The following is a 14,679-nucleotide window of genomic DNA, read 5'->3' as shown; positions in this document are numbered from 1 at the left end:
CGTAATCGCCTTATCCGGCCTACCTGAAGATTTAAAAATCGATCGCCCATTCGGCGTGAAACAGGATCACTGCAGAGCCGGAAATCGTCACTTTTTCTGGCTGGTTATCACGGATTATTACCGCCACATCAACCACACCGTCGCGTCCCAGCGCACGCCCCTGGTGCCCCTGAACATGCAACGTTTTGCCATCATGGGCCATCAGGTTATGGTGTACCAGCCAGGCCCCCATTGGACCATTCGCGTTGCCGGTAACCGGATCTTCCACAATTCCGATAGCCGGTGAAAACATGCGGCCATCGGTTGCGTTTTCGCCCGGACGGAGTTGAAACGGGAAGAAGCCGTTACAGCCAATCTCTTTGCTAATTGCCGTCAGCGCGGGCAGGTCAGGGGAAAGGGCGTCAATATTCACCTCGGGCTTCAGTGGGATCATCACTTTTGAATGCCCGGTAGATGCTACCTGAATCGGCAACCCAGGCAGCATATCGTCTTCAGTGAGGTGCAGCGCGTTAATAATCGCGCGGCGAATGGCCCCATCCAGCGGCGCCTCAAAAACAGGTTTCCCTTGCTCCAGGCTGATGCGGTAGTCAGCGCCGTGCGTATGTACGTCGACCCGGTGCCGACCGGCAAGTGACGTTTGCCAGACGGTCGTATCACCCAGCCCCAGCACGTTGGCGCGAACATAATGCGCGGCGACGGTAGCATGCCCACAGATGGGCACTTCGACCGTTGGCGTGAAGTAGCGAATACGAACATCGCTGTCGTCACTGGTCAGTAGAAAAGCCGTTTCCGAATGGCGCAGCTCACGCGCAATCAACTGCATCTGGGCGTCACTCAGGCCATCAGCATGCAGTACAACCCCCGCTGAATTGCCGCGAAAGGGTTCTGAGGTAAAGGCATCAACGTGGTAAACCTGTGGTTTCATTGGCGTTCTCCTGGAATGGAGAAGCATCATAACGTGCTAAATGCCAGATGGCGACGCTCTGCATCTTTTCCGGCCTACATAATCTTGCTGTAGGCCGGGAAAGTTCTATCGTCATCTGGCATCAGAGACATTTATCGGCGAGAACGTACTATCTGGTAACGGCGGGTGAAATACTCAACCGGTGCGCTCCAGACGTGAACCAGACGAGTGAACGGGAACAGCAGGAAAATCGTCATCCCCAGCACCAGGTGTACCCGGAAGATTAACGCCACGCCATCCAGATGCGCAGACGCACCGCCCTGGAAGGTGACGACCGACTGCGCCCAGCCCACCAGTTTCAGCATTTCACTGCCGTCCGGATGTTGTGCCGAAAACGGGATAGTGGTCAGGCCGAGGATACACTGAATCAACAGGATACACAGGATCAGGATATCTGCAGTGGAGGACGTTGCGCGAATACGCGAGTTCGTCAGACGGCGCACCAGCAGACCCGCGCCGCCTACCAGCGTCAATACGCCACACAGACCGCCGGCAATCATCGCCATCTGTTGTTTCACGGCAACTGGCAGGAACCAGGCATACATCCAGTGTGGGGTTAACATGCCAAACAGGTGTCCAAAGAAGATCCCCAAAATGCCGATATGGAACAAGTTTGACCATAGCACCATACCGCGTTTATCCAGCATCTGGCTGGAGGAGGCACGCCAGGTGTACTGTCCGTAGTCGTAGCGTAACCAACTCCCGAGGATAAACACTGTACCGCACAGATACGGGTAGATGTCGTAAAAAAAGACGTTCAGATACTGTATCATTTCGGGCCTCCCGCGCTGACGTCGACATATTGTGGTGCCACGTCCTGGCTAAAGCGTCGTTGATAGTTTTGTAACGGTGAACTGTCACAGGCAGTCGCATTATCCTCAATAAATTTCACCTGTTCCTCTTCCCAGACGGCATCCAGTGCCTGACGGGTATCATCGCGGGTTTCAGCACCAACCTGCTTCGTGACACTGTCACTTGATAGAGGGCTTCCGGCAAGCAACAGCAGGGCGTCAAACAGTTGATACCAGGGGGTATCGCGCTGTTTTAACCGACCGCCGAGCAGCGCCAGTATCGGTGCAACGTTCTGCAATCCCTCTTTGGCTTCTGCTTCAGGCAGCACGCTTAAATATTCCAGATACAGCGGCAGGTGATCCGGCAGTTCGCGACAGTTGAGTTGAAGCCCAACTTTTTCGTACTGGGCCAGCAGGTCGACCATCGCCTGACCGCGGTCGCGGGATTCGGCATGCACATGCTCGAACAACAGCAGTGAGGTGGCGCGTCCACGGTCAAATACTTCACACCATTCGGCTTGCTTATCCAGTAACGGGGCATTGAGCAGCTCGTGGGTAAAGCCGCTTAGCATGGGCGCATCACTGGCGACCAGCGCGAAAGCGTCATCTTTGCACTCCCAGAGCAACGCGTCCGGATATTCCATCAGCAGACCGATAACCTTGAGGATTTGCATCATTGACCCTCCGCTTTATCGCGTACTTCGGTGATATCGATAGCGTCAATGCGGCTACTGTTAAACAGATTGAACTTGGTGTCCGAGCCGTGACAGCCGTCGCCGAAGGTGAAGCCGCACCCGTTTTTCTCCGGGAAAGCGTCACGCGCCATTTCACGATGGCTGGTTGGGATCACAAAGCGGTCTTCGTAGTTGGCAATGGCCAAATAGCGGTACATCTCCTCAACCTGTTCAACGGTTAAGCCCACTTCCTCAACTGCACGGGTATCGGTTACACCTTCCACGGTTTGCGAGCGCATGTAGTGACGCATCGCCATCATGCGTTTCAGGGCGCGCAGTACCGGACCGGTATCACCTGCACTGAGCATGTTGGCGAGGTACTGGACAGGGATTCGCAGTGACTCAACCGCGGGCAGAATGTTGCCATTGTGCGGCAGACCACCGGCATCAGCGTAAGACTGAATCGGTGACAACGGCGGCACATACCAGACCATCGGCAGAGTGCGGTATTCCGGGTGCAGCGGCAGTGCCAGCTTCCAGTCCATCGCCATTTTGTAAACCGGTGAACGCTGAGCCGCCTCAATCACGTTGTGCGGAATACCCTGTTTCAGCGCTTCTTCAATGACGGCCGGATCGTGCGGGTTAAGGAACACATCGCACTGACGCTCATAAAGATCGGTTTCATGTTCGGTGCTGGCCGCTTCCTCGATGCGATCGGCATCGTACAGCAGCACGCCAAGATAGCGAATACGTCCGACGCAGGTTTCGGAACACACGGTAGGTTGGCCGGATTCAATACGTGGATAGCAGAAGATGCATTTTTCTGACTTGCCGCTCTTCCAGTTAAAGTAGATTTTCTTATACGGACAACCGCTGATGCACAAACGCCAACCACGGCACTTATCCTGGTCGATCAGCACGATGCCATCTTCTTCACGCTTATAGATAGCGCCACTCGGGCAGGTGGCGACACAGCTTGGGTTCAGGCAGTGTTCGCACAGGCGTGGCAAATACATCATGAAGGTGTTTTCAAACTGACCGTACATCTCCTTTTGCATCTTCTCGAAGTTACGGTCACGGGCACGTTTTGAGAATTCACCGCCAAGTAATTCTTCCCAGTTTGGGCCCCAGATAATTTTGTCCATCCGTTTACCATCAATCAGCGAGCGCGGGCGGGCAGTGGGCTGATTTTTGCCTTCCGGCGCACTGTGCAAGTGCTGGTAATCGTAGGTAAACGGCTCGTAATAATCATCGATTTGCGGAATGACAGGGTTGGCGAAAATTTTGGTGATGACCCCCATCTTGCCGCCCAGGCGCGGTCTGATCTTACCGTTAACATCGCGCACCCAGCCGCCTTGCCACTCTTCCTGGTCCTCCCAGTTTTTCGGGTAACCAATGCCGGGTTTTGTCTCGACGTTGTTAAACCACGCATATTCCATCCCTTCACGCCCGGTCCAGACGTTTTTGCAGGTGACGGAGCAGGTGTGGCAGCCGATGCACTTATCCAGATTCAGAACCATGCCTACCTGTGAGCGTATTTTCATTTTTTCGCCTCCTGTACCTGATCGCGACCTTCATCATCCAGCCAGTTAATATTTTTCATTTTCCTAATCATGATGAACTCATCGCGGTTAGAGCCGACTGTTCCGTAATAGTTGAAGCTGTACGCCAACTGCGCATAGCCGCCAATCATGTGGGTCGGTTTAGGACACACACGGGTGACGGAGTTATGAATACCGCCGCGCATTCCGGTGACTTCGGAGCCGGGTATATTCATGATTCGTTCCTGTGCGTGGTACATCATGGTCATGCCTGGCGGTACACGCTGGCTGACCACCGCGCGTGCGGTTAGTGCTCCGTTTGCATTGAAAGCTTCGATCCAGTCGTTGTCTTCAATACCTAACTCCTTAGCATCAGTTTCACTGATCCAGACAATCGGCCCGCCACGTGACAGCGTTAGCATCAGCAGGTTTTCACTGTAGGTAGAGTGGATGCCCCATTTCTGGTGCGGCGTCAGGAAGTTGAGTGCTTTCTCCGGGAAGCCGTTTGGCGGTATCTCACGCATTTCGCTGACGCTACGGGTATCAATGGGTGGACGATACGCCACCAGACTTTCCCCGAAGGCGCGCATCCACGCGTGATCCTGATACAGTTGCTGACGACCCGACAGGGTGCGCCATGGGATCAGCTCATGCACGTTGGTATAACCGGCGTTATAGGAGACGTGCTCGCTTTCAAGACCCGACCAGGTCGGGCTGGAGATGATTTTGCGCGGCTGCGCCTGAATGTCGCGAAAACGAATCTTTTCGTCTTCTTTGTTCAACGCCAGATGCGTATGGTCCCGACCGGTCATTGCCCCCAGCGCTTCCCACGCCTTCACCGCCACCTGACCGTTGGTTTCCGGCGCCAGTGCGAGGATCACTTCCGAGGCATCCAGCGCGGTGTCGATCAGCGGGCGGCCTTTCGCCGGACCTTCGCGCTTGGTGTAATTCAACTTGCCGAGGAAATCGACCTCTGCCTGGGTATTCCACGCAATACCTTTCCCACCGTTGCCGAGCTTGTCCATCAACGGCCCGAGCGAGGTGAAGCGTTCGTAAGTGGCGGGATAATCACGCTCCACAACGGCGATATTGGGCGCGGTCTTACCCGGAATAAGGTCGCATTCGCCTTTACGCCAGTCCAAAATATCAAACGGCTGCGCCAGTTCAGCTGGGGAGTCGTGCTGCAGCGGTTGCAGTACCACATCGGTTTCTTGTCCCAGATGGCCGACACACACCTCAGAAAACACCTTGGCGATGCCTTTATAAATTTCCCAGTCGCTTTTTGACTCCCAGGCAGGATCGACTGCAGCCGACAGCGGGTGAATAAACGGATGCATATCCGAGGTATTCATATCGTCTTTTTCATACCAGGTGGCGGTAGGTAACACGATATCGGAGAACAGACAGGTGCTGGACATGCGGAAGTCGAGCGTCACCAACAGGTCGAGCTTGCCTTCAATCGCCGCCGACTGCCATTCCACTTCCTCCGGTTTAATGCCATCGGTTTCGCCAAGCGCTTCACCCTGAATCCCGCTTTCAGTACCCAGCAGATATTTGAGCATGTATTCATGCCCTTTACCGGAAGAGCCCAACAGGTTAGAACGCCAGACGAACAGGTTACGTGGATGGTTTTTGCCGCTGTCAGGTTGTTCGCAGGCAAAGCGGATATCACCGGATTTCAGCGCCTGCGCGGTATATTCAGCAGGGGATAATCCGGCTTGTTGTGCCTTTGCTTTTACCGTGAGTGGGTTAAGGTTGAGTTGCGGAGCAGACGGTAGCCAGCCCATCCGCTCGGCGCGGACGTTGAAGTCGATCAGATGTCCGGTGAACTTCGAGGCATCGGCCAACGGAGAGAGCAGCTCCTGCGCGGTGACTTTCTCATAACGCCACTGGCTGGAGTGGTTGTAGAAAAACGAGGTACTGTTCATCTGGCGCGGTGGACGGTTCCAGTCCAGCGCAAAGGCCAATGGCAACCAGCCGGTTTGCGGGCGCAGTTTCTCCTGACCCACATAGTGTGCCCAGCCGCCGCCGCTTTGTCCGACACAGCCACAGAACACCAGGATGTTGATCATCCCTCGATAGTTCATGTCCATGTGGTACCAGTGGTTCACACCCGCACCGAGGATGATCATCGAGCGACCGTGGGTTTTGTGTGCGGTATCGGCAAACTCACGGGCGATTTGTTCGATATGACGGCTCGGAACACCCGTAATTTGTTCGCCCCAGGCCGGTGTGTAGGCTTTAACTTCGGTGTAATCTTTCGCGCTATGGATATCATCCAGTCCACGGTCCAGACCATAATTTGCCAGTACCAGATCATAGACGCTGACCACCGGGCAAACGCTGCCATCCGCGAGGGTGAGACGTTTTACCGGCAATTGTCGAATCAGTACCGGTTCCTGCTTCACGCTGCGAAAATGTGGGTTTTCATTGCCGCCAAAGTAAGGGAAAGCGACACCGGCCACGTTATCGTGCTGTCCGAGCAATGACAACGACAGTTCCGTTTCCGCGCCAGCCGCCAGCGGCTCCAGGTTCCATTTCCCTTTTTCACCCCAACGAAAGCCAATCGAACCGTTCGGCACGACCAGTTCACCGTTGCTGTTAAACGCTACGGTTTTCCACTCCGGGTTGTTGGTTTCACCCAGACCATCTATCAGGTCTGAAGCACGCATCATTCGACCAGGAACAAAACTACCATCTTCGCGGGCATCCAGCAGGACCAGCATGGGCATATCGGTGTAGCGGCGGCAGTAATTGAGGAAGTAATCGCTGGGTTTGTCGAGGTGGAATTCTTTGAGGATCACGTGCCCCATGGCCATGGCCAGTGCGCTGTCGGTCCCTTGTTTCGGTGCCAGCCACTGGTCGCATAACTTGGCGACCTCCGAGTAGTCCGGCGTAATGGCAATTGTCTTGGTGCCTTTGTAACGCACTTCCGTAAAGAAGTGGGCGTCTGGCGTACGGGTTTGTGGGACGTTTGAGCCCCAGGCAATGATATAGCTGGAGTTATACCAGTCGGCTGACTCCGGAACGTCGGTCTGCTCACCCCAGGTCATGGGTGATGCCGGCGGTAAATCGCAGTACCAGTCATAGAAGCTCAGGCAGGTTCCACCTAGCAGCGAGAGGTAACGCGTACCCGCCGCGTAGGAAACCATCGACATGGCGGGAATGGGTGAGAATCCGGCAACCCGGTCCGGGCCATAGGTTTTTACCGTCCAGACGTTGGCGGCGGCAATCAGTTGGTTTAGCTCTTTCCAGTTGGAACGAATAAACCCGCCGCGCCCGCGCACCTGTTTGTAGCTCTGGCACTTCTGCGGGTCGTTCATAATAGATTCCCAGGCCAGCACCGGATCGGATTCGCGGCTCAGGGCGTCACGCCACAGTTCGATCAGACGTTTACGTACCAGCGGGTATTTTAGTCGGTTAGCGCTGTAGAGATACCAGGAATAGCTGGCACCGCGTGGGCAGCCGCGTGGCTCATGGTTGGGCAGGTCAGGGCGGGTTCGCGGGTAGTCAGTTTGTTGTGTTTCCCAGGTCACAAGCCCGTTTTTGACGTAGATTTTCCAGCTGCATGAGCCGGTACAGTTCACGCCGTGGGTAGACCGCACAATTTTGTCGAACTGCCAGCGTTGACGATAGCTGTCTTCCCAGTCCCGGTTGGTGTGCATCACTTGCCCATGCCCCTCGGCAAATGTCTCGCCCTTTTGTTTAAAGTAGCGAAAGCGATCCAACAGTTTACTCATGACATTTCTCCTGCTCCTAATGGACGCTGCCTACGATCTGCAGGCCAAATAGTTGTTATTTTTTTTGCGATTTGCGGCCATAGACCAACCAGGTCACCAGCACGCAGACGATGTAAAACACTAAAAAGATTTTCATTGCTCCTACCGGCGAACCGGTCAGCGCCAGAGAAGAACCAAAGGCTTTTGGAATGAAGAACCCCCCCACGGCGCCGATGGCGGAGATAAAACCCAGTGCCGCTGCGGTATCGGTCACCGCTTCACGCTGGGCCTGTTCTTCCGTTCCACCCTGCAGCTTCACGCGGTAGATGGTGATTTTGCGAAAGATCACTGCAATCATCTGGAAGGTTGAACCGCTGCCCAGTCCCGCGGTCAGGAACAAGCCCATGAACACCAGATAGAAGGCAACAAAATTTCCTTCTCCTGAGCCGGGGAGGGTAAGAAACAGCAGCGCACTAAACAGCGCCATAAAGATAAAGTTGATTAACGTGACCCGTACTCCGCCGAACCTGTCAGAGATAACGCCGCCCGCCGAGCGTGCCAGGGCGCCAATAAACGGCCCAAAGAACGCCAGTTGCAGAATATTAACGTCGGGGAACTGGGTTTTCGCTAGCATGGCAAAACCGGCTGAAAAGCCGATAAACGAACCGAAAGTGGCAAGGTACAACAGGCTTAGCAGCCACAGATGAAAGCGTTTAAGGACCGGTAACTGAGAGGCGATTGAGGCCTTGGAACTGGCGATGTCATTCATTCCCACGCCCGCAGCCAGCGTTGAGAGCAGCAGCAGCGGAACCCAAATCCATGCGGCGTTTGCCAGTGACAATAACGAACCATCAGGCTGCGGTACGCCTTGTACCCCTAAAAAGGTGAATAGGGGTAGGAAAATGACTAACGGCGCGATTAACTGCATCACGCTGACGCCAAGGTTACCGAGACCGCCATTCACGCCCAGCGCACTGCCTTGCTTCGCTTTCGGGAAGAAGAAACTGATATTCCCCATACTGGAGGCAAAATTGGCACCGGCAAAACCACACATCAGCGCAATGATGATAAATACACCGAAAGGGGTAGCGGTATTTTGCACAGCGAAACCGAGCCATACGCAGGGAATAACCAGAATTACCGTACTAAAAACGGTCCAACGGCGGCCGCCAAATATAGGTACCATAAAGGAGTAGGGGACGCGTAATATTGCGCCAGACAGAGAGGGTAATGCCGTTAATAAAAAGAGTTGATCGGTGGTGAAATTAAAACCAATTTTATTTAAGTTTACCGCAACCGCACTAAATAACATCCAGACGCAGAACGCGAGTAGTAAGCAACTCACTGATATCCAGAGGTTTCTTCGCGCAATGTGTTTGCCTTTATTTTCCCAAAAAGCGGGATTTTCTGGTTTCCAGTCAGTCAAAAGATAACGATTATTCTTCTCATTTGGTGATGACATATTTTCCTCACATGCGCACGTCGTTCAATAAATAAACGCCTGGGGTTCCGCACTGGTGCTAATTAGAAATTATTGAAAAGTTTTAGGAATATTGACTGAAAGGATAGATAAAAAAGCGCAATAACGCGGCGTGTCAGAGGAATAACACGTTGCTTAAGTGTTACTAATTGTAAACTGAAAAGATGTATTGTTAATTCATGTATAACATCAAATAAATAACTCTAGCGTTATCATGCGATCCAGGTGGCGATCGAAAGCCGGATCGGCCATTTCTGCAAAGCCCAGCATATACATCCCATCCAGTCCGCAAACCAGCGCAATTAAACGCCAGGCGACGTCGGCGGCATCAGGCCCTGAGGAGAATTCACCCGCTTTCTGCCCGTGGGTAATGATTGCAGCGGTTTCTTCATGCCACATACGCATTGTGAGCAGGTAAGCGCTTTTGATTTCCGGGTCCTTATCGGCCAGGATCTGCGCTTCGCGCCACAGCTTGATATACGGTTCGAACCCACCGTCTTCACTTCCCAACATGGCATGAAGTCGTTCACGGTAAGTTGCATTTTCACTGACCAGTTCGGCATCAAGAAGGGTGCGGATCAAGCGGACAAAAGCCTGGGATTTGAGCTCACCGGCAGAGGTAAAATGATGATGCAGTTGCCCGGTCGCTACCTGAGCCTCTGCGGCAATGCGTCTCACGGTCATGGCGGTAAATCCTTCTTCAAGCGCCACGCGCATTGCCGCCTGCAGGATCAATTCCCGACGTTCATCCCGATTCATATAGCTCATACTTCCTCCCTATATTCACATTATTGGCAGTTTAACAAAAAGTTGGACATGCGTTCAATTTTCCGTAGGATCGCTAAAGCTGGACATGTGTCCAGTTTCAGTTTTGTAGGGAGTTTTATGTTTCGTCAGTGGTTAACGTTAGTGATTATTGTGCTGGTCTACATCCCTGTTGCGATTGATGCAACGGTGCTGCACGTTGCCGCGCCCACGCTGAGTATGACGCTGGGTGCCAGTGGTAACGAGCTGCTGTGGATCATTGATATCTATTCTCTGGTGATGGCCGGTATGGTGTTACCGATGGGGGCGTTGGGCGATCGCATCGGTTTTAAACGTTTGTTGATGCTGGGTGGTGGGCTATTTGGTCTGGCTTCGCTGGCTGCCGCGTTTGCTCACAGTGCCGGCTGGCTAATCGCAACCCGGGCCGTGCTGGCCATTGGTGCAGCGATGATCGTTCCGGCGACGCTGGCAGGTATTCGTGCCACCTTTGCCGAACAACGTCATCGCAATATGGCGCTTGGCGTCTGGGCTGCCGTCGGTTCCGGCGGTGCGGCATTTGGTCCCTTAGTCGGTGGTATGTTGCTGGAGCATTTCTACTGGGGCTCTGTGTTCTTAATCAATGTGCCCATTGTTCTGGTGGTGATGGCCTTGACCGCACGTTACGTGCCACGCCAGAGCGGACGTCGCGATCAGTCGTTAAATTTTGGCCATGCGATTATGTTGATCGTGGCGATTTTACTGCTGGTTTACAGTGCTAAAACGGCGCTAAAAGGGCATATGGCGACCGGGGTTATCGTATTGACGCTGCTAACCGGAGCAGTGCTGTTGTGGAAATTTGTGCGTATTCAACTCGCGGCCTCACGCCCAATGATTGATATGCGGTTGTTCACCCATCGCATTATCTTAAGTGGCGTGGTAATGGCGATGACTGCGATGATCACCCTGGTAGGGTTCGAGTTGCTGATGGCCCAGGAATTACAGTTTGTTCACGGTTTAACGCCGTATCAGGCGGGGCTGTTTATGCTACCCGTCATGCTGGCGAGTGGCTTCAGCGGCCCGATTGCCGGTCTGTTGGTTTCACGGCTGGGATTGCGCTGCGTGGCAACGGCAGGTATGGCGTTGAGTGCAGTCAGTTTCTACGGCCTGGCAATGACGGATTTCAGCACTCAGCAGATCCAGGCCTGGATATTAATGGCGTTACTGGGGTTCAGTGCCGCCAGCGCGCTACTGGCCTCAACGGCGGCCATTATGGCGGCAGCCCCGGCTGAAAAAGCCGCCGCTGCGGGGGCTATCGAAACCATGGCCTATGAACTGGGGGCCGGTCTTGGGATCGCGATTTTTGGTCTCTTGCTAAGCCGTAGTTTTTCCGCGTCGATTCTACCGCCTGCCGGCCTAAATGCGCAGGAGCTGGAACGTGCTTCATCGTCAATGGGTGAGGCGGTGCAATTAGCACATTCCCTTTCGCCGTCTCTTAGCGACGCGTTGCTTGCAGCTGCCAGAGAAGCATTTACCTGGTCGCACAGCGTGGCATTGAGCAGCGCTGGCAGCATGCTTATCGTATTAGCGGTAGGGATGTGGTTCAGCCTGGCAAAAGTGAACCGTCAATAACTAGTGAGCTAAATGACAGGGGTAATCCATCGCTTCGACTTCTTTTCCACTCAGGCGAGCGTATTGCCCCGTCAACCTCCAGAAAGCAGGCTGTGTTTCGGTATAGATTTCAGCCGCCAGAATCAGACGGCGACGATCGACCTCATTCAGCTCCAGCAATGTCCACGGAATAAAGTAGCGATCGCTATCGGTCAGTGTAAACCATAAGGGGCATCCACAGCCGGAACAGAAGAAACGTTCTCCGCGCGTTGATGAGGGAAAGTGCGAAGGTTCTGCTGAATCAGGGGACAGTAGTGGATGACCGCAGGCTTCCAGATACATGGCGACACCACCGGACCATTTCTGGCACAGCGTGCAGTGGCAGGCATAGACATCAAGCATTTCGACGTTTACGGTAAAATGACTCTGTCCGCAAAGACAACGACCAGTGAACGTCTGCACGGCATACTCCTTATGACCGAGTCTATATCAAGAGAAAAAGCCAGCCCTGGATGGACTGGCTTTGTATTCAACTTACAACAAAATTAGAACTGGTAGTTCAGACCAACAGCCACGATGTTGTCAGTGCTAACACGGGCGTCAGAAGTGAATTTGTTGTCGTCCAGCAGGTTGATTTTGTAATCAACGAAGGTAGACATGTTTTTGTTGAAGTAGTAGGTCGCACCCAGATCGATGTATTCAACCAGATCCTGGTCGCCGTAAACACCCAGATCTTTACCTTTGGATTTCAGGTAAGCGATGGACGGACGCAGACCGAAGTCGAACTGGTACTGAGCAACAGCTTCAAAGTTCTGCGTTTTGTTAGCGATACCGTTAACTTTACCGAACTTGGTCATGTTGCGGGTTTCAGAGTAGGTGGTTGCCAGGTAGATGTTGTTCGCATCATATTTCAGGCCAGCAGCCCATACTTCTGCGTTTTTACCGGAAGCGTAGAATTCGTTGTTACCATCACGCATCTGGTCATCAGTACGGTCAGATTTCGCATAGGTTGCACCGATGCCGAAGCCTTCGTATTCATAAGTAGAAGACAGACCGAAACCGTCGCCGTTCGCTTCAACGTCTTTGCTGCGGTCGTTTTTGCCCTGATACTGAGCAGCAAAGTTCAGACCTTCAACCAGACCGAAGAAGTCAGTGTTACGGTAAGTTGCAACGCCGGTAGCACGCTGAGTCATGAAGACGTCAGTCTGGGTCCAGGTATCACCGCCGAATTCTGGCAGGACGTCAGTCCATGCGCCGATGTCGTAAGCTACGCCGTAGTTACGACCGTAGTCGAAAGAACCGTATTCAGCGAATTTCAGGCCAGCGAATGCCAGACGGGTTTTGTCTGCTTCGGAACCTTGATCTTCAGAACGGTTGCCTTTGAATTCATATTCCCACTGGCCGAAACCAACCAGTTGGTCGTTGATCTGAGTTTCGCCTTTGAAGCCCAGACGCGCGTAAGTTTTGTCACCATCGTTGCTGGTATCGTCAGAGAAGTAATGCTGAGCGTGAACTTTACCGTACAGATCCAGTTTGTTACCGTCTTTGTTATAAATCTCAGCTGCGTTTACCGCACCCGCTGCCAACAGGGTAGTCACTGCCACTGCAACTAATTTAAGTTTCATTCTAAATAATCCTTATAATTTTTTCTTGGTGTGTTTCCTAAACCATTGCTAAACGAGGCCGTTCATCAATGACGAACTATTTTTAAATGACGATGTGGTATTAGTTCAATAATAAGTTTCATAATATTGCGGAATATTTGAATTTGTGTGATCCAGATCTACATAATACAGCTGATTATATTAATCTTAATATGTGACCTTTTGTTGGGATATATTTTCGACGGGAACTATTGTGCTGATTATGGTTTACTAATCGTTAGTAACCTATGTAAAATATATACAAACGGAGGGTTATAGGTGAACATATAATATTTTCGGGTGTTTATTAACTACCAGTCATTTAACATTTAATTAAACAAATAAAAACATAAAACACAAGCGAAATGTACAATTATTATCCGTTAACTGACCAGAGTGTAGCCGGGTTCTATCTCTACGCCAGAAACCCGGCCTGATTTCTATGCCCGACGTGTTGCCAGCCAGCAAAGTAGTGAGCCAGCACAGACCATCAGTGCGCCTTGCCAGAACGAGAACGACAGCGGGGCGCTGAGCAATACGGCAGCCAGTGCAGAAGAAAGCACAGGGGTGAAATAAGACCCTACCGCCATGACAGTGACATTACCGTGTAAAATTCCGATATTCCATGCTGCGTAGGCAAATCCTAGCGTTAATGCAGCCGTGAACATCTTAATGGTCACCGGTGTGCTAAAAACCATTTCTGGTTGGGGCGTCATAAAATAGTAGACCCACAAACTTGTCGCGGTCAGTAAAACAAAAACGGTAATGCCATTAAACCCTTTCGCAAATTTATTCGTGACGGTGCAATATGTTGCCCAGATAAAAGCACCAAAAAATGCGAGAAAATAACTCAGCGGACTACTGGCAATGTTGCTGATAATTTCACCTGGATTTAGACCGTTCTCGCCACCTAAAACCCAGCAGACTCCGGTCAATGCGAGAATTAATCCTGGAATAATCATCCAGTTTGTTTTTTGACCATTAAATAATATAGCAAACAAAATCGTCAGACTTGGCCAGAGATAATTGACCATTCCTACTTCTATTGCCTGGTGTCGGGTAGCGGCATAACCTAATGCCAAAGCCAGGCAAATTTCATAGCTGACAAAAAGCACGCTACCGGCGATTAAATAACGAACAGGTATTTTTCTAATGTTTGGGAATCCGACGGTAAATATCAACAGCAGGCCGCTTAGCGAGAAGATCATCGCTGCGCCGCCCGCTGGCCCGAGACCTTCGCTTACCCCACGAATCAACCCCACCATCGTGCTCCACAGCACGATGGCGATGAGTCCGATTAACGTTGCTTTTTGTTTTGTCATGCTGTTTGTCTGTCCGTCGTCCTGGCAAAAATGAAGCTGAAATTTATAGCACTTTTACGTCAGTACGGGCTAACTAATTAGCTTTTAGCTAACTCCTTGTGGGTACAAAGGTTACACAAACTGCACTATTTAGTAGCGGAACCGTTTCGTTATTGATTTGACGCAAAAAAAATATGGATATAGCTGTTAGTTT

11 protein-coding genes are annotated in these 14,679 nt (G+C 52.1%); 1 reads left to right on the top strand and 10 read right to left on the bottom strand.

Annotated features, from left to right (window positions below):
* Positions 1–31: 31 nt before the first annotated feature.
* The 7 genes from QMN38_RS03645 to QMN38_RS03615 all read right to left on the bottom strand — a co-directional run bounded on the left by QMN38_RS03645 (position 32) and on the right by QMN38_RS03615 (position 9,937).
* Positions 32–925: a PhzF family isomerase gene (locus tag QMN38_RS03645; RefSeq protein WP_323604507.1), complete on the bottom strand. Its 894-nt coding sequence runs from the start codon at positions 923–925 to the stop codon at positions 32–34.
* 131 nt (positions 926–1,056) lie between these two features.
* On the bottom strand, positions 1,057–1,737 hold the full coding sequence (gene narI, locus QMN38_RS03640) for a respiratory nitrate reductase subunit gamma (RefSeq protein ID WP_271442340.1): 681 nt from the start codon (positions 1,735–1,737) through the stop codon (positions 1,057–1,059).
* The gene (gene narW, locus QMN38_RS03635) at positions 1,734–2,429 is read right to left on the bottom strand and encodes a nitrate reductase molybdenum cofactor assembly chaperone (RefSeq protein ID WP_323604584.1); all 696 of its coding nucleotides are present in this window, start codon (positions 2,427–2,429) and stop codon (positions 1,734–1,736) included. The genes narI and narW overlap by 4 nt, the downstream gene beginning before the upstream one ends.
* A complete protein-coding gene (gene narH / locus QMN38_RS03630) occupies positions 2,429–3,973 on the bottom strand; it encodes a nitrate reductase subunit beta (RefSeq protein WP_137381847.1) in 1,545 nt (514 codons plus the stop codon). Before narH ends, narW begins: the two co-directional genes overlap by 1 nt.
* Positions 3,970–7,710 carry a nitrate reductase subunit alpha gene (locus QMN38_RS03625; RefSeq protein WP_323604506.1) on the bottom strand — a complete coding sequence of 1,247 codons (3,741 nt, stop codon included), beginning with the start codon at positions 7,708–7,710 and terminating at the stop codon, positions 3,970–3,972. Before QMN38_RS03625 ends, narH begins: the two co-directional genes overlap by 4 nt.
* A 55-nt stretch (positions 7,711–7,765) precedes the next feature.
* Entirely contained in the window at positions 7,766–9,151 is a 1,386-nt protein-coding gene (locus QMN38_RS03620; RefSeq protein ID WP_323604505.1) for a NarK family nitrate/nitrite MFS transporter, read from the bottom strand.
* A 207-nt stretch (positions 9,152–9,358) separates the two neighbouring features.
* Positions 9,359–9,937 (bottom strand): TetR family transcriptional regulator, encoded by a 579-nt coding sequence (locus QMN38_RS03615; protein ID WP_323604504.1) that lies wholly within the window; start codon positions 9,935–9,937, stop codon positions 9,359–9,361.
* Between the two features lie 117 nt (positions 9,938–10,054).
* Here QMN38_RS03615 and QMN38_RS03610 point away from each other — a divergent pair, with 117 nt between their 5' ends.
* Complete coding sequence (locus tag QMN38_RS03610; protein WP_323604503.1) at positions 10,055–11,542, top strand: MFS transporter; 1,488 nt, start codon at positions 10,055–10,057, stop codon at positions 11,540–11,542.
* Here QMN38_RS03610 and QMN38_RS03605 read toward each other — a convergent pair whose 3' ends face one another.
* The 3 genes from QMN38_RS03605 to yddG form a co-directional block, all read right to left on the bottom strand.
* Entirely contained in the window at positions 11,543–11,923 is a 381-nt protein-coding gene (locus tag QMN38_RS03605; protein WP_271442846.1) for a GFA family protein, read from the bottom strand.
* A 143-nt stretch (positions 11,924–12,066) separates the two neighbouring features.
* Positions 12,067–13,146: a porin OmpD gene (gene ompD, locus QMN38_RS03600; protein WP_271442843.1), complete on the bottom strand. Its 1,080-nt coding sequence runs from the start codon at positions 13,144–13,146 to the stop codon at positions 12,067–12,069.
* Positions 13,147–13,604: 458 nt separating this feature from the next.
* Positions 13,605–14,486 (bottom strand): aromatic amino acid efflux DMT transporter YddG, encoded by an 882-nt coding sequence (gene yddG, locus QMN38_RS03595; protein WP_323604502.1) that lies wholly within the window; start codon positions 14,484–14,486, stop codon positions 13,605–13,607.
* Between the last annotated feature and the right edge of the window lie 193 nt (positions 14,487–14,679).

Origin of the sequence: Citrobacter sp. R-1.5.2 (genome assembly GCF_035064245.1) — a bacterium.
In the GTDB taxonomy this organism is placed as follows: domain Bacteria; phylum Pseudomonadota; class Gammaproteobacteria; order Enterobacterales; family Enterobacteriaceae; genus Citrobacter.
This window is presented reverse-complemented; position numbering and strand designations above follow the sequence as displayed.